Source organism: Sphingobacterium sp. UDSM-2020, from assembly GCF_016132525.1.
Classification (GTDB): domain Bacteria; phylum Bacteroidota; class Bacteroidia; order Sphingobacteriales; family Sphingobacteriaceae; genus Sphingobacterium; species Sphingobacterium anhuiense.
The window spans coordinates 708,155-727,560 of sequence record NZ_CP066166.1; the positions used below are offsets into that span (position 1 = coordinate 708,155).

Genomic DNA, 19,406 nt, shown 5'->3' on the forward strand with positions numbered 1-19,406 from the left:
TCAAAAAAAGCGCTATCGCATTAGAACGCTATTTAATTATTGGGCAGTTGTATTTAATCGGAAAGGCATGGTGTAAGCAACCCTTACATGCTCTCCATTTTGTATCGCAGGTTTCCATTTTTCAGGATAATTCTTCAAAACTTTCACCGCTTCTTGTCCAGTTCCGTACTTTAAATCTCTTTTTACATCAAAGTTAGATAGGCTACCATCTTTTTCAACGATGAATGATACTTCTACAACACCGTTAATATTATTTTCTAAGGCCTCCTTTGGAAAATTGTAATTTTCTCCAACATAATTCATAAAATCACGCATCCCCCTTGGTGGCGCTGGTTTAACTTCAACAGCTGAAAATATAACCGTATTTTCCGCTGGTTTCTTGGGATCCGGAAAACGAACTTCATCAGGAGACGATTTGACAGGTTTCTTCTTTGGCACTTCATCTTTCGTTACTTTCGGTGGCGGGAAACGAACGACATCCTCTGAAGATTTTGTAGTCTGTCTCTTAACAGCAGCTTGCTTATTTGATTTTTTAGGCTCTGGAAAATGGACTGTCTCTAATTTTATCGGAAGTGTAACTGCTGTTCGAACAGCTTTACCATTCTGAATTCCCGGATGCCATTTTTTTCCATTTTTTACTACATCTTCAGCAACCTTCGCTGAACCATATCCCAAATCTTTTTTTGTTTTAACATTCGTAATACGACCATCCTTCTCTACAATAAAAACGACTTCAAGAATACCATTAATATTATTTTCGGTCATCTCCTTTGTATAAATTAAATTCTGACCTACATATTTCATATAAGCCTGCATACCTCCTTTAGGTATTGGTAAAACTTCCGGATTACTAAAAATCTTTTCCTGCTGTGGTCCTTGTTCCTCAATCTCCATCAGTTTTGTAACAGCCTCAGATACCACCGGTAGTTTCACATCGATCACTTTATCAATCAGTTCTGTTTTTGCGTCAACGGTATTGTTTAATACCAGCCCCACCAAACCTATTAAACCAGCAATTGGAATAATCAACATATATTTCCACTGATTTGATTTCTTTGATTTATTTTGAAATAACATCATAATTCTCTTTTTTAAAATGGACTCTCTGGCAAAGCCATGTGATAACACATCAGTCGATACCCGGAGTGCATTTGCAATTAATAATTCTGCATAAGATGCTTTATCTTTTGCAGCACAAAGTTGATCAGCAATACATTCATGCTGAAATTTCAATTCTCTGATATAAAAAAAGAATACAGGATTAAACCAATTAAAAACTCGAACAATCTCTAAAAAAAGAATATCATAAGAATGCCCTTGCTGTACATGAACTAATTCATGACGGTGGATGATTTCATTTTCTTTCACTTCCTCACCGATATAAACAAAATTCAAAAAAGAAAATGAGTCGTTGCCATCAGCTTTATTAAACCTACGGTATAGCTTATACAATCGAATTAGTAAAAACGAAGTAGCAATGATGATTGAGACCCAATAAATGAGTTCAACATTCGAATGCAGTTGCCAAAATTGCTGTTTACCCTCAATTTCAGGTATACTAAATTCTGTTAATTCCAGCGAAATAGCAGGAATTAACGTAGTCTTATAATCCATTTCAGATAGATCTACAAATTGTATTGCTGGTAATGTAAAAGACAATAGTACAGCAACCAATAAATAGATCCGATTTCCTTGGAAAAATGTGAGTTTTCTCAGGACTAAATAATAAAGTAAATAGCATATGACGAGGCTTGTGTTTGCTAAAATCAGATAAGCTATCATAATTCAGGTGTTAAGTGATTGAAATCTTTAAATTTTCTTTTGTTTGGCAATCATCTCTAATAATTCGTTGACTTCGCCGAGATCAAGTTTATTCTCTTCAAGAAAATAAGATAACATGCTGCTCGCTGAATTATCAAAATAATTATTTAAAAGTTTCCCTGTAATCAGTTTCTTATACTCTTCTTTTGTAATCTTAGGGATATAACGATGACTTTTCCCATAAGATTCGTGCACTAAGAAACCCTTGGTTTCTAAAATCCTCACTATGGTCGAGACTGTATTGTAAGCTGGTTTGGGCTCTGGTAAACGATCTATCACTTCTTTAACAAAGGCTCCATCCATTTCCCAAAGCTCATGCATGATTTGCTCTTCAGCTTTTGTAAGTTCTTTAATTTCGTTCATAACTCTATTTATTAAAATGGCACGTCTACCGATAATCGATTATATAACAAGTATAAAACTAAAAACCTAGTTATCAAACTAATTTTTTAGTTCACAATATATTGCATTGATATACAATGAATTAAAATTAACAATAAAGTTACATTTTCATATTGTAAGAGACTATTGCTAAATTGAGTCATTTGGGATAACTGTAATTTAGGTTCATTAAATTCCTATAAATACTGGAGAATTACCTTCAATATTTACAGGAATATACTAGCATAGGCCTAAGTGACTATATTTTAAATTTGAGTTTTAAGCTTGAATGATTTTTTAATAGCCACTATTCAGCACTCCAACGTCGGTTACTTTTCTTTTCTGATTGTTTCGCCTTTCTATCTAGCCTATCTAAAACTTTCCGATAAGGTATTTTTGTTTTTTTCCGTGCTTTTACGGGTGTCAATGTCGTTTTGATAATATATAAAAATCGTTCGATTGCAATTTCTTTGTTTTTCAATTGAGAACGATCTGTATCGCATTCTAATTGAAAGATACCATCTTTATTGATACGGTTACTTAATGTTTCCATAATGAGACTCTTCATATCCTCATCAACGCATGTACTGGCCAAAACTGGCCATTGTAACAGGACCTTAGTTGAAACTTTATTGACATTTTGTCCCCCTGCTCCACCCGAACGTGCAAATTTAAAGGTTAATTCTCTTAATACTAATTCTTTATTTACCATTGTTACTTCTTTCCAACTTATCTATTTTATTGATTAGATCTTTTATGATATCTAACTGGAACTGCTGCATCTCGATGAGCTCCTGTTCTTTATGAATCAATAAATGATCTATCTTTTCATGTAAAGTACGTATTTCCAACTCTGCTTTAAGATTGACCATATAATCATTCTGCGCTCTTTTACGGTCTTTATCCTCTTGTCTGTTTTGACTCATCATAATAACGGGAGCCTGTAAAGCAGCAATACAGGATAACAACAAATTGAGCAATATAAATGGATATGGGTCAAATCCTTTGTTACTCAACCAATACATATTTAACACAATCCAACAAACTAAAAATCCTAAAAAGGATAAAATGAATGTCCAGCTCCCTCCAAACCCAGCAACTCTATCTGCAATACGTTCCCCAAAAGAATCTGCAACTTCCTCTTGGTCAATAGATGCGCTAATCATCTGATTATTATTCATACTCTCAATCACCAGCTGATCTAAACGTGTAAGCTCTCCCAACTCATTTTTCAAGATTGTTGAGATATACTTTTCTTTATATCCATCCAGTTCGCTAGAGGCAATGAGAGATTCTTTTGAAAATTCTGGAAAATCCTCCTTGACAAGATCAAAAATAGAAGTTCTTAATGTAGATCCCAACACTTTACTGGTAATGGGAAATGTCTTTCCAGATATACTGCTTACAAAAGTCTTCATAATAAGTTTAGTTAATATATAACAAGATAATTTATTTCCAGCAATAAACCAGCAATACCGATTCATAATACCTGAAAATAGTCCTTCACAAATTATTGCATTCGTGTGATTGGCTGTTTTACAAATTAATCTTTAATTTGCAGTAAATAAATAAGCATTATGAAAATAGGGATTGTATGTTATCCAACATTCGGCGGTAGTGGCGTCGTAGCAACAGAACTTGGAAAGGCTTTAGCTACGCATGGACATCAGGTTCACTTCATCACTTACCGGCAACCTGCCCGCTTGGATTTTTTTTCGGAAAATCTATTTTATCACGAAGTTGCTGTTTCACAATATCCTCTTTTTGATTTCTTGCCATACGAATCTGCCTTAGCAAGTAAACTTGTTGATGTTGTTCGTTTTGAAAAACTAGACGTCATCCACGTTCACTACGCCATTCCACATGCTTCAGCTGCTTTTATGGCTAAACAAATCTTATTAACTTACGGCATTAATATTCCTGTTGTAACGACATTACATGGCACTGATATTACTTTAGTTGGTAAAGATAAAAGCTTTAGCCCTGTCGTTACTTTTTCAATTAATCAGTCTGATGGTGTAACAACCGTATCACAGAGTTTAAAGGATCAAACGCTTACTTATTTTGATATTAAGCGAGACATTCAAGTTATTCCTAATTTCATTGATCTGGAACGTTTTAGTATAAAAGACCGTTCTCATTTTAAACGAGCTATTGCTCCTGGAAATGAACGCATTTTGATTCATACCTCCAACTTTCGAAAAGTTAAAAATACCGGAGATGTGATTCGCATATTTCAAAAAGTAAATGAACATATCCCCAGTAAACTATTAATGGTTGGTGATGGACCAGAACGGACGAATGCTGAAGAATTATGTCGTGATCTTGGTGTATGTCAAGATGTTCGCTTTCTGGGTAAACAAGATGCTGTTGAAGAAATTCTATCCGTATCCGATCTTTTCTTAATGCCATCGAGTTCTGAAAGTTTTGGTCTAGCCGCTTTGGAAGCAATGGCCTGTAAAGTTCCTGTTATTTCAACCAATACGGGAGGTTTACCAGAACTGAATGTTAATGGAGAAACAGGATTCTTAAGTGATATTGGAGATGTTGATGAAATGGCGAAAAATGCAATCTATATTTTAGAGGATAATGATCGCCTAGAAAAGTTTAAAGATGCTGCATTAGAGCGAGCTAAAACATTCCAACTTAGTAATATTATGCCCCAATACGAAGAATATTATAGGCAGGTGATAGAAAAAGTTAAAAATTCCTAATAAATATGACATTCGTCCTTATCGGATGAAAAAAAAATTTTATCTTTGGCCTTTGGAGAATTTCCAAAAAAACAATTATGAAATACAAACGTATCCTATTAAAACTTAGCGGCGAATCCTTAATGGGAGATCAAAGCTATGGCATTGACATCAAGAGAGTTGCACAATATGCAAAAGACATCAAAGAGTTACATACTCAAGGCTTAGAAATTGCTATTGTTATTGGTGGAGGTAATATCTATAGAGGTTTAAGTGCAGAACAGTCTGGTATGGACCGTGTACAAGCGGATTATATGGGCATGTTAGCAACGGTTATCAATAGTATGGCGTTGCAAGATGGTCTTGAAAAAGTAGGTTTGAAAACCCGTTTGTTGACAGCTATTAAGATGGAGCAGATCTGTGAGCCTTTTATTCGCAGAAGAGCTGTGCGTCACCTTGAAAAAGGCCGTATTGTTATCTTTGGAGCCGGAACGGGTAACCCATATTTTACGACAGACACCGCAGCTTCACTTCGTGCGATTGAAATTAATGCAGATGCAGTTTTAAAAGGTACTCGTGTTGATGGTATTTATACTGCAGATCCTGAAAAAGATCCTTCAGCTACACGTTTTGATGAAATTTCATTTACAGAAGTGTATCAAAGAGGTTTGAATGTAATGGATATGACAGCATTTACACTGTGTCAAGAAAACAACTTACCAATTATTGTGTTCGATATGAACAAGCCTGGTAACTTGTCTAAATTAGCAAACGGAGAGCCTGTAGGTACTATCGTACGCTAATCATAAAAAAGAAAAAAACGATATTAAGATATGAATGAATTGATTTCACTTGAATTGGACGATTGTAAGGAGAATATGTCCAAAGCTGTTTCTTTTACAGAATCAGAATTAACAAAAATTCGTGCCGGAAAAGCTTCACCATCTATGTTAGATGGCATTTCGGTTGATTATTATGGATCTCCAACTCCGTTGGCTCAAGTTAGTAATATTAATACAACTGACGCACGTACTATTGTTATCCAACCATGGGAAAAACAATTGATCAATGCTATTGAAAAAGCTATCACAGATGCTAACTTAGGTGTTAACCCACAAAATGATGGTATTGTGATCCGTTTGGTAATTCCTGCTTTAACAGAAGAAAGAAGACGTGATTTAGTAAGAAAGGCAAAAGAAGAAACTGAAAAAGGTCGTGTTGTTGTTCGTAATATCCGCAAAGAAACAAATGAGTCTTTGAAAAAATTGAAAAATGACGGTGCTTCTGAAGACGAAATAAAAGTTGGTGAAGCTGAAGTTCAGAAATTGACTGATTTATATATTGCAAAAGTTGATAAATTAGCAGAATTAAAAGAAAAAGATATCATGACGGTATAATTTTCTTTTCTGAGAATATTAAAATGGGGATGTATGCTATACATCCCCATTTTTTATTTTATAATAATGGTTTTCTTTAAAATTAGTTGTAACTTAATCCTTAAACTAAACTACAAACAAATTAAACAGTATGAATAATTCACGCCGTCAATTTATCAAAAAAGCTGGTCTTGGACTTTCTGCAGCATATTTCCTACCACAGCTCCTTTCTTGTGAAAGTAAGAAACCAGGTATTGATTCACCTTTTGCTAATATAGGTGTACAACTATATTCGATTCGAGATCTGATGACTGCAAACCCGACCGATTCTTTACAGCAGGTTTCTAAAATAGGTTATAAGCATGTTGAAACATATGGAATAGATACTGTAGCAAAAAGTTTTTGGGGTTTAGATTATAAAAGTTTAAAAAAAGTATTAGACGATAACGGCCTAAAATCGCATAGCGGTCATTACGATATGTCAAAATACTTCAGCCGAAACCATCAAGATAAAGAGGATCTAAATATCTATTTTGATGCGGCAAAAGAGTTAGGACAAGAATATGTTATCGCTCCTGTCTCTCCAATGTTTGATATTTCTGCCTTAAAGAAGGATGATTTTCTTTACATAGCTGAACAGCTCAATAAAGCGGGTGAAGCGGCTAAGAAACATGGTTTAAAGGTTGCTTTCCATAATCATTTCTGGGAATTTAGAGATTTAGGAAATGGCACCAAAGGGGAAGAAGTATTGTTGGCTTTTACAGAGCCCGACCTTGTTGATTTTGAACTTGATTTATACTGGGCAGAAAAGGCAGGAATTAATCCGGTCAGTTTATTTGAAAAATTTCCGAACCGATTCAAATTATGGCATATCAAGGATATGGATAAAGCATTTACAAAAACTATTGTTGGACCTGAATTTGACAAATTAGACTTTGGCGCAATTTCAAAAGAGGTAAAATATACAGAAGTTGGAACTGGCCATATTGATTTTATTGCTATCGCACAGGCAAAAGCAAAAGCTGGTTTAAAATATGCTTTTGTTGAACAAGATGATATCTATCTACCTAATAAATTTGAGAGCTTAAAGAAAAGCTACGATTACGTAGAACAGCATTTAGCTAAAATATAATTATAAAAATAAAGGGGGCTTAAGCCCCCTTTATTTTTATAATTATATTCACACTTAAAAAGTCATTTTTTCGACTTCTTCAGCTGTTTCAATCACTTTTGCGGCTAATTCAGCTTTAAAAGCGATGATATTTTTTTCGATTTCTTTATCTTGTGTTCCTATTATCTGTGCGGCAAGGATACCTGCATTTTTCGCTGCATTCAATGCCACTGTCGCTACAGGAATACCATTTGGCATCTGTAAGATCGATAATACAGAATCCCATCCATCAATTGAATTAGATGACTTTACCGGAACGCCGATAACAGGCAGATGCGTAATTGATGCTACCATACCTGGTAAATGTGCTGCTCCACCTGCACCAGCAATAATAACTTTCAAACCTCTTTTCGCCGCATCTTGCGCATAATCAAACATTCGTTGCGGCGTACGATGTGCGGAAACAATCGTTACTTCGAAAGGAACTCCCAATGTTTTTAATACATCTACTGCATCTTGCATTACAGGTAAGTCTGATTTACTTCCCATAATAATTCCAACTAAAACCTGGTTCAATGTTGACATATATTTTTAAGCTTTTACTTTTAAAATTTCTTGTACTTTTCTAGCATTACTGATGGCTAATTCACGGTCGTCATTGATAATACACACGTGTCCCATCTTACGGAAAGGTTTAGTGAATTTTTTGCCATACAAGTGTACATATACACCTTCCATAGCCAGAATCTCTTCTACACCCTCGTATTTTGCTAATCCTTCATAACCTTCTTCACCAAGAAGATTTATCATCACTGCATTAGTTCGACAACGTGTATCGCCTAATGGCAAATTAAAGATCGCTCTCAAATGTTGTGCAAATTGAGAAACATAGTTCCCTTCTATTGTTTGATGACCACTGTTATGTGTACGTGGCGCAAGTTCATTGACTAATATCTCACCGTCTTTTGTTAAGAACATTTCAACAGCTAGAAGTCCGACAATCTGTAAATCATTGGCAATCTTCTTGGCTAATTCTTCTGCTCGTTGCTGAATATCGAAACCATATGTTGAAGGTGCTATTAAAAACTCCACCAGGTTAGCTTCAGGATTAAACTCCATTTCTACCATTGGAAAAGTTGCAACATCACCATCATCATTTCGTGCGACTATAACAGCTATTTCTTTTTCGAAATCAACCCATTCTTCAATTAAAGAGGGTTCATCAAAAGCAGTTTCTAAATCATCAACTGTGTTTATCTTCTTCACTCCCTTACCATCATAACCATCTTTACGCAGTTTTTGAATATAAGGAATAGTCAAATTTGTATTTTTAAGATTCTCTTTGGTAGAGATCAGCTGAAATGCAGAAGTTGGAATATCATTTTGTTTAAAAAACTGCTTTTGCAATCCTTTATCTTGTATAAGACGAATGATACGCGATTGTGGATAGACAAGTACACCTTCTTCTTCCAATTTTTCTAAGGCATCCACATTTACCTTTTCGATCTCAATGGTAATCATATCAAGATCTTTTCCAAAATTGTATACAGTTTCAAAATCGCTCAGAGAGCCACATTCAAAACGATTGCATAATTTACGGCAAGGAGCATTCTTATCTGGATCAAGAATGTGAACATTAACGTTATAATTAATGGCCTCTTGAATCAACATACGGCCCAATTGACCACCGCCAAGAACACCTAATTGCAAATCACCATAAAAATCTTTTCCCATGTCTATTTTTCTATTTCTATTCTATTAAGCTTTTTGGTTAAACAACTGTTCTCCCAATAAACTTTCTTTTTCAATTTTCTTTTGTAGTTCTAAAAATGCACCAATCAATGCTTCTGGTCTCGGAGGACAGCCTTGCACATATACATCCACCGGTATAACGCGATCAACTCCCTTTACAACATGATATCCATGTTGCCAATATGGCCCTCCACAATTTGAACATGATCCCATCGAAATCACATATTTTGGTTCTGGCATCTGTTCATAAAGCTTCCGAATACGATCGGCCATTTTAAAGGTTACCGTCCCTGCTATAATCATCACATCCGACTGTCTAGGTGAAGGGCGAGGAAAAACCCCTAATCGATCGAGATCATAATTAGCAGCCATGGCTCCCATCATCTCGATAGCACAGCAGGCTATACCAAAACTAATCGGCCACATCGATGATAGTCTTGCCCAATTCAGGAGATCGTCCAATTTGGCTACAATAACACCATTATTCTGTATTTGACTTTCTAAACTCATGATGTTGCTCCTGGTTTTTTGAATCTGGGTTTAAAAACTATTTTTGGGGCTACAGGCATTTCTTCATTAGCTTTTTCTGCAGTTGCTTTATCGTCTAACTGCACTGTATACGCCCTTAAGGGATAAGTTGCTTGATTAAGACCATCATAAGCAGTACTTGGAATACTGACATTGACCTTTGGTCGTTGATGTATCGGCTTTACCCATTCGAGATCGCCCTTTACCCACACAAAAATCAACCCTATAATAAGTATACCTACAAACAATGCCATTTCAATCAGAGTAAACCACCCCCATCTTCCATCGGCGGCAATGTATTCGGCCTGTCCAAATACAGTAGCCCAAGGAAATATGAAAATGAGCTCTACATCAAAAAGTAAAAATATAAGTGCAATAACATAAAATCTTGGGTTAAATTGAACCCACGAAGAACCTACTGCGTCTTCACCACATTCATAAGTACTTAATTTTTGAGGAGTAGGTTTATTTACAGAAAGCATTCTTCCTGCCATAATGGTCATCGCAACTAAAAATATGCCTACCAAAATTATGATAAGTATCTTTCCGTATTCCGATAATTGCCCGGGGTCATCCATTGTTTTACAAAGTTAAAAAATAATTCTATTACAATCAGAACTAAGTCTAAAATACAAAAAAATAAATACGAATTGTCAAAAGATATCAGAGAATCCATGCCCTTATAGCTCATTTATTTCATCTTTGATAACTCTATGACAATGGGCCAGCTACAACGCTCCATTTACAATCGAACTGGCATTTTTTATATCTCTAAAAAAATACCCTAAAAATTATGCATTTTTAGGGTATTAAAGGATATAAAAAATAATTTCTATCTTATTTCCCTGGCATTTTAGGCATGCTTTTCATTAATTTCGCTGCCATTGCCGGGTTTGACATCTGCTTCATTACTTTTCGCATATCGCCAAACTGCTTCATTAACTTATTCACTTCATTGATATCAGTACCTGAACCTTTGGCAATACGAGAACGTCTTTTTTGATCGATCGCATCTGGATTTTCTCTTTCAAATGGAGTCATTGAATCAATAATTGCTTCAATTGGCTTGAATGCATTATCATCTACTTCAATATCTTTCATCGCTTTACCGACACCAGGAATCATACCCATCAAATCTTTCATGTTACCCATTTTTTTGATTTGCTGAATCTGCGATTTAAAATCGTTGAAGTCAAATTTATTTTTGCGAATTTTCTTTTGAAGCTCTGCGGCTTCTTTTTCATCAAATTGTTGTTGTGCTCTTTCTACTAAAGAGACAACGTCACCCATACCCAAAATACGGGAAGCCATACGATCCGGATAAAACACATCTAATGCATCCATCTTCTCGCCTGTACCGATAAATTTGATTGGTTTGTTTACAACAGATTTAATTGATAATGCGGCACCACCACGAGTATCCCCATCTAGTTTTGTTAAAACGACACCTGTAAAATCCAAACGGTCATTGAATGTTTTAGCTGTATTCACAGCATCTTGACCAGTCATCGAATCCACAACAAAGAGAATTTCATGCGGTTGAGTAGCTTCTTTTACAGCAGTAATCTCCACCATTAAAGGCTCATCAATAGCCAAACGACCTGCAGTATCAATGATCACTACATTATGTCCACTTCTTTTTGCCTCCTCTACCCCTGCTTTTGCTATAGCGATTGGATCTGTAGAATTACGGTCTACATAAACCGGAACACCTACCTGTCCTGCCAATACTTCCAATTGGTCAATTGCCGCAGGACGATACACATCACCAGCTACTAATAAAGGCTTTTTACCTTTTTTATCTTTTAAGTATAAAGCTAATTTCCCTGAGAATGTTGTTTTACCAGCACCATTTAATCCGGCGATTAGTATAACAGTCGGATTTTTAGAAGCTTCTAATTCAGTAACAGAGCCTCCCATTAACGCTGTCAACTCATCATTCATGATTTTGGTCAACAATTGGCCGGGTGAGATACTTGTTAATACATTTTCACCTAACGCTTTTTGTTTAACATCATCTGTAAATGTCTTTGCAGTTTTATAATTCACATCGGCATCTAATAATGCCTTACGAATTTCTTTCATCGTTTCTGCAACGTTGATCTCGGTAATACTGCCTTGGCCTTTTAAAACCTTAAAGGCTCTATCTAATTTATCCTGTAAGTTCTGAAACATGATAATTGTAAGTCTATGCTATTATAAAAAGCAAAGTTAAAAAAATAGTCGGAAGCTGAAGCATATAGAATTCAATTCCAAGGATTAATAGATAAAAAAAGCGAATATTTATAAAAACATTCGCTTTATTGTGCTTTTAAGTATCCGTAAAGCCCTTAATCTCTTCTTCCGAATAATAGGGAAGCATAATATAATAGGGTAACCAAAGCACTTAATGCTGCTACTACATATGTCATTGCAGCCCATTTTAATGCATCTTTTACACCTTCATCTTCTGTCGAGCTGTAAGTTACACCATTATTGCTTAACCAGGCTTTCGCACGATTTGAGGCATCAAATTCTACTGGAAGCGTCACGAAACTAAAAATTGTTGTAATCGCTAATGCCGCAACTCCTATTGCTAGAACAATGTAGTTCTGTGAAAAGGCCATTAATATAACACCCAACATCAAAACCCAAGATGTCAATTTTGAAGCGAAGCTCACCATGGGTACCATGGCAGATCTAAATCCTAACCATTTATATGCCGTAGCATGTTGCACAGCATGACCACATTCGTGAGCAGAAACTGCCGCTGCAGCAATACTTCTTCCACTGTAAACTTCAGGGCTTAGATTTACTGTTTTATCTGCTGGATTATAGTGGTCACCTAAACGATCAGGGATCGAAACGACCTTCACATCATAAATACCATTATCATGAAGCATTTTTTGTGCAATCTCTGCCCCTGTCAATCCGCTCGTTAAAGGAATTTCAGAATATTTTTTAAACTTATTTTTAAATCGGGTTTGAACGATCAGGCTTATAACCATGATCCCTATAAATAAAATCCAATACATAATATTTTCTTTGTTTTAGTAGTTACTTATCAAAATACATTCCACCTTGTCATAACAGACAAAATTTCACATACTAATGTACTAAAATCATTCATTAATACATAAAAGAACAATAAGTGAAACAAAAATATGACATTATTACATAGAAAGTCAAAAAACAAAAGGGATGCCCTCATCGGTTCATCCCTTTTAAATCGTAGTATATTGTGTGATACTAACCGATCTGCAACATCAGACTTTGGCCTTCGATCATCTTACGAAGGTTGGCTAATGCATACCGCATACGTCCCAATGCAGTATTGATACTCACTTCAGTGATATCAGCTATATCTTTAAAGCTCATATCGCAAAAATGTCTCATAATCAATACCTCTTTTTGATCATCAGGAAGTTTTTGAATCATTTTCTTCAAATCGATATCACGCTGTTCTCTTAACATTTTTGATTCCACATTTTCATCACTGAAATCCAATACATCGAAAATATCAAAACCTTCTGTATTGACAATACTCGGAGCTCTTTTCTCTTTTCTAAAATGATCGATAATCATATTATGGGCAATGCGCATAACCCAGGGCAAGAATTTACCCTCGTCATTATATTTCCCTCCTTTTAATGTATTGATTACTTTTATAAAAGTTTCCTGAAAAATATCTTCTGCAAGATATTCATCTTTTACTTTCATATAAATGGATGTGTATATTTTTGATTTATAACGTTCTAACAAAGCTGCTAACGCTGTTTCTTTACCATCTAAATATATATGGATTAATTCTTGATCCGTCTTTTTATTTAAAATACTCATACTTCACCTATTTTTAGCAGTTACCAAATTAATTTTAATTACAACCTGTTTAAAAAGTAGATGTCTGTCGTATAGTATTTCGTTTATATAGTGATCAATTTTCGTATACTCAAAACAAGAGAAAATTATCGAGTAATCAAATTATTACAATGGAATTTAAGACTTTTTAACATTTGCACAAAAAAAGTGCCCTGATTTTAAATCAAGGGCACTTATTATGTTATGATATGTTAACGTACTGCTTATTTATAAAGAGGGAAACCTGCCATCATCTCTTTTACCTTAGCGTGGATTTTAGCAAGTTCTGATTCGTTTGATGCATTTACGATAGCTGCATCAATTAATTCACCGATTTGTACAATCTCTGTTTCCTTGATACCGCGAGTTGTAATGGCTGCTGTACCAAAACGAACACCTGAAGTAACAAAAGGAGAACGAGAATCAAAAGGAACCATATTTTTGTTAGTTGTGATACCCGCTTTTCCTAAAACTGCCTCTGCTTCTTTACCAGAAATATCTTTATTACGTAAGTCAACCAACATTAAATGATTGTCTGTACCGCCAGAAATAATTTTGTAATCTCTTTCTACGAAGAACTGTGCTAAAGCAGCTGCGTTTTTCTTTACTTGAACAATATACTCCATATATTCGTCAGAAAGAGCTTCACCGTAAGCAATAGCTTTAGCAGCGATAGTATGTTCCAAAGGTCCACCTTGTGTACCTGGGAATACTGCTAAATCTAACAACTGTGTAATAGTTCTTGTTTCCCCTTTTGGTGTTTTTGCACCCCAAGTGTTTTCGAAATCTTTACCTACCATGATCATACCGCCACGTGGTCCACGAAGTGTTTTATGGGTAGTAGTTGTTACGATATGACAATGTGGAAGTGGATCATTCAACAATCCTCTTGCGATAAGTCCTGCAGGGTGAGAAATATCCGCTAAAACCAAAGCTCCAATTTCATCAGCAACTTTACGGATACGCGCATAATCCCAATCACGAGAATAAGCAGAAGCACCACAAATAATCATTTTTGGTTTTTCACGAAGTGCTGTTTCTTCTAATTGTTCATAGTCAATTAGTCCTGTATCTTCTTTTACACCATAAAACAAAGGTTGGTAAATTTTACCTGAAAGATTTGCTGGAGAACCGTGTGTTAAGTGACCACCATGCGATAAATCAAGACCTAGAATTTTATCACCTGGTTTAATTGTTGCTAAAAAAACTGCTGCGTTGGCCTGTGCTCCTGAATGTGGTTGTACGTTTACCCATTCTGCACCGAATAATTGCTTTGCACGGTTGATGGCAATAGTCTCAATTTCATCGACTACCTCACAACCTCCATAGTAACGTTTTCCCGGTAAGCCTTCAGCATATTTATTTGTCAAAACTGAACCTGCAGCTTCCATAACTTGTTTTGAAACGAAGTTTTCTGATGCGATTAATTCGATACCCTCCTCTTGGCGTTTCAGCTCATCAGCTATCAAATTGAAAATGGCTTGATCTCTTTCCATTGTTTTAATCTAGTGTAAAATATGAATATTATGATTTTAGTCTACAAATATAGTATAATACTTAAAAAAGGCCTCAAAAAACAGGCTTTATTATTACGAAATTTCACAAAAACCCCTTATTTATTAAAATTCATTAAAATGAAAAATTCAAATATCGCCTGATTCTTTCCTGCATATGATGCACATAAAATCAATAAAAGAAAGTTGCTCATCCACAAATAACTATCAATATCAGGAATCCCATGACGATCAAATTGATGTTAATACATATTACTTTGTAACATGTTACGAACCGACCGATGTCCGATATTGGCAATCAATGTGTTTAATCAATGTCATAAATTAGAAGCAGTCCTATTTTCTATTAAAATTATGTAATTTTGTTTAAGTTGGTTAAAATATTATCACGATGAGTACAGAGACTATAACAGAAAAAGCTCCCTTGACATTAACTGAAGGAGCGATAAAGGAACTAAAAAAACTGAAGGATCAACAAGAAATTTCAGATGATTTTGGATTACGTATTGGTGTTGAAGGTGGCGGTTGTTCTGGGATGAGCTATATTTTAGGATTCGACCAGAAAAAAGAAGGTGATAGCGAATACAGTATTTCGGGAATTAGGGTATTTATGAACAAAGCACATGGTTTATATTTAGCTGGGATGGAAGTTGATTTTAGAAACGGTTTAGATGCACGTGGTTTTACCTTCAACAATCCAAATGCTTCCAGCACTTGTGGTTGCGGAAGTTCTTTCTCTGCATAAAGAATTAAAATATACAGACAAAGCCCAATATTCAGTGAATATTGGGCTTTTTTTATTTATGAATCCTATTGATATGATCACTCCTTCAAGTTGAAATATCACTTTTTAGATTGATTATGCTATACAACCTGATGTTAAAGGTTGTATTTACCTTAAAAGGGTTGTTTTTTAGCTTTTACCTTTCAGCTTAATTGATTAAATTAGCGACCTTTAGAAAAAGAATACGAGACACTGATGTATAAAGAATATAAGCAGCTTAATTTGCCGGAAATAGGCAAAGAAATATTGACCCGTTGGGAACAGGAAAAAATATTCGAAAAAAGTATCACAAACCGTCCAGGAAATAAAACGTACACCTTCTATGAAGGTCCTCCTTCTGCCAACGGTATGCCTGGTATTCACCATGTAATGGGGCGCGCAATCAAAGATATCTTCTGTCGTTATAAAACTTTAAAAGGATTTCAAGTAAAACGTAAGGGCGGATGGGATACGCACGGCCTTCCAATTGAACTTGCTGTTGAAAAAAAACTTGGCATTACTAAAGAAGATATTGGAAAGAAAATATCTGTTGAAGAGTACAATGATGCCTGCCGTACAGAGGTAATGAAATACACTGATGTATGGAATGATTTAACTATAAAAATGGGGTATTGGGTAGATCTTGAAAACCCTTATATTACCTATGAAAATGAATATATTGAAACACTTTGGTATATCTTAAAAGAATTTTATAAAAAGGGTCTTTTATACAAAGGGTATACCATACAGCCTTATTCACCTGCGGCGGGAACAGGATTGAGCTCACATGAACTAAATCAACCTGGTACTTACAAAGATGTAAAGGATACGACAATTGTCGCACAATTTAGATTAATCAAAAATCAATTGCATCCAGCAATTGCCACTTTAGTGGAAGATGACTCTGAAGATGTTGCTTTCATTGCTTGGACAACTACGCCTTGGACATTACCTTCCAATACGGCACTGGTCGTTGGTAAAAAAATAAACTATGTAAAAATTAAAACTTTTAATCAATATACAGGGACACCGGTTTCGGTTATATTGGCTAAAGATTTGATCCCTAAACATTTTAAAACTGAAGGAAAAGACGCATCGTTTCAAGATTATAATTTAGGTGATAAGGTTATTCCTTGGGAAGTTGCGGCAACTTTCACGGGCGAAGAGCTTGTTGGTTTACGCTATGAGCAGTTGATGCCTTATATCACGTCAGATGAACTACAGGAAAAAGCTTTCCGTGTAATCCCTGGAGATTTTGTAACCACAGAAGATGGTACAGGTATCGTGCATGCTGCACCAACATACGGCGCAGATGACTTTAGAGTAGCTAAAGAGCAAGGTGTACCGGGAATCTTGATCAAAGATGAAAATGGCAAAGAGGTACCTACTGTGGATCGTACAGGTCGATTTGTTAAGGAAATCACTGACTTTGCAGGTCGTTTTGTTAAAGAGGAATATTATTCGGATGCTGAACGTGCCGATAAAGATTTCCGTCCTACGGATGTGCTTATCGCCATAAAATTGAAAGAAGACAACAAAGCTTTTGATGTTAAAAAATACGAGCATACTTACCCACACTGCTGGCGTACAGACAAACCTGTTCTCTACTATCCTTTGGATAGCTGGTTTGTTAAATCGATCGCTGTTAAAAATGATTTAGTTGCACTAAATAAAACCATTAACTGGAAGCCTGAAGCGACTGGTACTGGACGCTTTGGTAATTGGTTGGAAAATCTAGTTGACTGGAATCTATCACGCTCACGTTACTGGGGGACTCCCCTACCTATCTGGCGCTCTGAAGATGAGAATGAAGAAATCTGCGTTGGTTCTATGCCTGAATTAAAGGCTTTATTGGAAGCATCTCTGGTTTCTGATGTATTATCTGAAAAAGAAAAAGAAACTAACAAAGCATATTTGGATAAATTCGGAACTGAAAAACTTGATCTGCACCGTCCTTATGTAGACGATATTGTATTTGTATCGGACGCGGGTCAAAAATTATTCCGTGAACCTGATTTAATCGATGTTTGGTTTGATTCTGGTGCTATGCCTTACGCCCAGTGGGGTCTAGACTATGAAAAACTTGCAAAAGGAGAAGCACTTCCATTTAAAGAAGGTTATAAAGAAGCATTTCCGGCAGACTTCATTGCGGAGGGAGTTGATCAGACACGTGGCTGGTTCTTCACACTTCATGCAATCTCAACGATGCTGCAAAAATCGGTTGCATTCAAAAATGTCATTTCGAATGGATTGGTTTTAGATAAAAATGGTAATAAAATGTCTAAACGTCTTGGTAATGGGATTGATCCATTTACCATGTTAGATAAATATAGTGCTGATGCAACACGTTGGTACATGATCAGCAATGCTTCACCATGGGATAATTTAAAGTTCAATGAAGAGGGGCTGGATGAGGTACGTCGTAAGTTTTTCGGAACTTTATATAATACTTATGCATTTTTTGCTCTGTACGCTAACATTGATAAATTTAATTATAGTGAAGCGGATATTGCTTTAGAAAACCGTCCTGAAATAGACCGTTGGGTAATATCACTATTGAACAGTTTAATTAAAGAAGTCGATGAATTTTATGCGGACTTCGAGCCCACAAAAGCGGCACGTGCAATCCAAAATTTTGTTGACGAGCATTTAAGTAACTGGTACGTTCGTCTTTGCCGCCGTCGTTTCTGGAAGGGAGAATATTCTGAAGATAAGATCTCTGCTTACCAAACTTTATTTACTTGTTTGGATACGATAGCGAAATTGATGTCTCCTATCTCGCCTTTCTTTTCAGACCAGTTGTATCTAGATTTGAACAACGCTACGGGTAGGGAAACTTTTGAATCTGTGCATTTAGCAAATTTCCCGAATTATCAGGAAAAACTGATCGACAAGGATCTGGAGGAGCGTATGTCATTGGCTCAAGATATTTCATCCCTTACCTTATCACTGCGCAAAAAAGTAGGCATCAATGTAAGACAACCGTTAAACAAAATCTTACTTCCGGCACTGGATAATAGCTTCCAAGAACGTGTAGAAAAGGTAAAAGATTTGATACTTTCCGAAACGAATATTAAAGATATTCAATTCATTACGGACACGACAGGTATCATCAAGAAAAAAATTAAACCGAACTTTAAAGCTCTTGGCTCGAAAGTTGGTAAAGACATGAAGTTAGTGTCTGCAAAAATCAATGCACTTTCTACAGAAGAGCTTGCAAAATTGGAAAGCGATGGTGAAATTTTATTAGCCGATACACCTTATACAATTCAATTGAGCGATGTAGAAATTATAGCAGAAGATGTTGCTGGCTGGCAGGTCGCTAATTTAGCTAAATTAACCGTAGCCCTGGATATCCATATTTCTGAGGAATTAAAACAAGAAGGATTGTCAAGAGAGTTGGTTAACCGTATCCAAAACCTAAGGAAAGACAAAGGTTTTGAGGTTACTGACCGTATCCGTGTTTTAGTTAGCAAAGATGCTGATATTGAGAGCGCAACGAATGAAAATTTATCTTATATTTGTACCGAAATTCTAGCGGATTCATTGAGTTTCGAAGAATCACTAACTACCGGAGATAGCATTGATATTGACGGAAAGGAATTGAATGTTTTAATCGAAAAAATTTAA

18 protein-coding genes are annotated in these 19,406 nt (G+C 35.7%); 6 read left to right on the top strand and 12 right to left on the bottom strand.

What is annotated here, in order from left to right; translation table 11 throughout:
- Window positions 1–36 precede the first annotated feature (36 nt).
- From JAZ75_RS02955 to JAZ75_RS02970, 4 genes are all read right to left on the bottom strand, one after another.
- Window positions 37–1,782 (bottom strand): energy transducer TonB, encoded by a 1,746-nt coding sequence (locus JAZ75_RS02955; protein WP_208700189.1) that lies wholly within the window; start codon window positions 1,780–1,782, stop codon window positions 37–39.
- A 27-nt stretch (window positions 1,783–1,809) separates the two neighbouring features.
- Entirely contained in the window at window positions 1,810–2,184 is a 375-nt protein-coding gene (locus tag JAZ75_RS02960) for a BlaI/MecI/CopY family transcriptional regulator (protein WP_021189331.1), read from the bottom strand.
- A gap of 325 nt (window positions 2,185–2,509) precedes the next feature.
- Window positions 2,510–2,914, bottom strand: a complete 405-nt coding sequence (gene arfB, locus JAZ75_RS02965; RefSeq protein ID WP_208700191.1) for an alternative ribosome rescue aminoacyl-tRNA hydrolase ArfB — start codon at window positions 2,912–2,914, stop codon at window positions 2,510–2,512.
- Complete coding sequence (locus JAZ75_RS02970; protein ID WP_031287875.1) at window positions 2,904–3,620, bottom strand: DUF1003 domain-containing protein; 717 nt, start codon at window positions 3,618–3,620, stop codon at window positions 2,904–2,906. Before JAZ75_RS02970 ends, arfB begins: the two co-directional genes overlap by 11 nt.
- 159 nt (window positions 3,621–3,779) lie before the next feature.
- Here JAZ75_RS02970 and bshA point away from each other — a divergent pair, with 159 nt between their 5' ends.
- The 4 genes from bshA (at window position 3,780) to JAZ75_RS02990 (ending at window position 7,403) form a co-directional block, all read left to right on the top strand.
- A complete protein-coding gene (gene bshA, locus JAZ75_RS02975) occupies window positions 3,780–4,916 on the top strand; it encodes an N-acetyl-alpha-D-glucosaminyl L-malate synthase BshA (protein ID WP_021189334.1) in 1,137 nt (378 codons plus the stop codon).
- A gap of 77 nt (window positions 4,917–4,993) precedes the next feature.
- Window positions 4,994–5,698, top strand: coding sequence for a UMP kinase (pyrH, locus tag JAZ75_RS02980; RefSeq protein ID WP_021189335.1), 705 nt, complete (start codon window positions 4,994–4,996; stop codon window positions 5,696–5,698).
- A 30-nt stretch (window positions 5,699–5,728) separates the two neighbouring features.
- Window positions 5,729–6,292: a ribosome recycling factor gene (gene frr / locus JAZ75_RS02985; protein ID WP_132773429.1), complete on the top strand. Its 564-nt coding sequence runs from the start codon at window positions 5,729–5,731 to the stop codon at window positions 6,290–6,292.
- A gap of 130 nt (window positions 6,293–6,422) precedes the next feature.
- The gene (locus tag JAZ75_RS02990; protein WP_132773427.1) at window positions 6,423–7,403 is read left to right on the top strand and encodes a sugar phosphate isomerase/epimerase family protein; all 981 of its coding nucleotides are present in this window, start codon (window positions 6,423–6,425) and stop codon (window positions 7,401–7,403) included.
- Window positions 7,404–7,457: 54 nt separating this feature from the next.
- On the opposite strand, the gene purE is transcribed toward JAZ75_RS02990, so the two are convergent.
- From purE to glyA, 8 genes are all read right to left on the bottom strand, one after another.
- Complete coding sequence (purE, locus tag JAZ75_RS02995; protein ID WP_021188838.1) at window positions 7,458–7,967, bottom strand: 5-(carboxyamino)imidazole ribonucleotide mutase; 510 nt, start codon at window positions 7,965–7,967, stop codon at window positions 7,458–7,460.
- Between the two features lie 6 nt (window positions 7,968–7,973).
- Window positions 7,974–9,116 (bottom strand): 5-(carboxyamino)imidazole ribonucleotide synthase, encoded by a 1,143-nt coding sequence (locus JAZ75_RS03000; protein WP_132843726.1) that lies wholly within the window; start codon window positions 9,114–9,116, stop codon window positions 7,974–7,976.
- Between the two features lie 24 nt (window positions 9,117–9,140).
- Window positions 9,141–9,644, bottom strand: a complete 504-nt coding sequence (locus JAZ75_RS03005) for an NADH-quinone oxidoreductase subunit B (protein ID WP_021188837.1) — start codon at window positions 9,642–9,644, stop codon at window positions 9,141–9,143.
- Window positions 9,641–10,240: an NADH-quinone oxidoreductase subunit A gene (locus tag JAZ75_RS03010; protein ID WP_208700193.1), complete on the bottom strand. Its 600-nt coding sequence runs from the start codon at window positions 10,238–10,240 to the stop codon at window positions 9,641–9,643. Before JAZ75_RS03010 ends, JAZ75_RS03005 begins: the two co-directional genes overlap by 4 nt.
- A 259-nt stretch (window positions 10,241–10,499) precedes the next feature.
- Window positions 10,500–11,837: a signal recognition particle protein gene (gene ffh / locus JAZ75_RS03015; protein ID WP_132773420.1), complete on the bottom strand. Its 1,338-nt coding sequence runs from the start codon at window positions 11,835–11,837 to the stop codon at window positions 10,500–10,502.
- Between the two features lie 155 nt (window positions 11,838–11,992).
- Window positions 11,993–12,676, bottom strand: a complete 684-nt coding sequence (locus tag JAZ75_RS03020) for a zinc metallopeptidase (RefSeq protein WP_132773418.1) — start codon at window positions 12,674–12,676, stop codon at window positions 11,993–11,995.
- Between the two features lie 214 nt (window positions 12,677–12,890).
- On the bottom strand, window positions 12,891–13,481 hold the full coding sequence (locus tag JAZ75_RS03025) for an RNA polymerase sigma factor (RefSeq protein WP_132773416.1): 591 nt from the start codon (window positions 13,479–13,481) through the stop codon (window positions 12,891–12,893).
- 242 nt (window positions 13,482–13,723) lie between these two features.
- The gene (gene glyA / locus JAZ75_RS03030; protein ID WP_132773414.1) at window positions 13,724–14,995 is read right to left on the bottom strand and encodes a serine hydroxymethyltransferase; all 1,272 of its coding nucleotides are present in this window, start codon (window positions 14,993–14,995) and stop codon (window positions 13,724–13,726) included.
- A gap of 409 nt (window positions 14,996–15,404) precedes the next feature.
- Between glyA and JAZ75_RS03035 the strand changes: the two genes are divergently transcribed.
- Both JAZ75_RS03035 and ileS read left to right on the top strand, forming a co-directional pair.
- Entirely contained in the window at window positions 15,405–15,758 is a 354-nt protein-coding gene (locus JAZ75_RS03035) for a HesB/IscA family protein (RefSeq protein ID WP_021188834.1), read from the top strand.
- Between the two features lie 234 nt (window positions 15,759–15,992).
- Window positions 15,993–19,406 (top strand): isoleucine--tRNA ligase, encoded by a 3,414-nt coding sequence (gene ileS / locus JAZ75_RS03040; RefSeq protein ID WP_208700195.1) that lies wholly within the window; start codon window positions 15,993–15,995, stop codon window positions 19,404–19,406.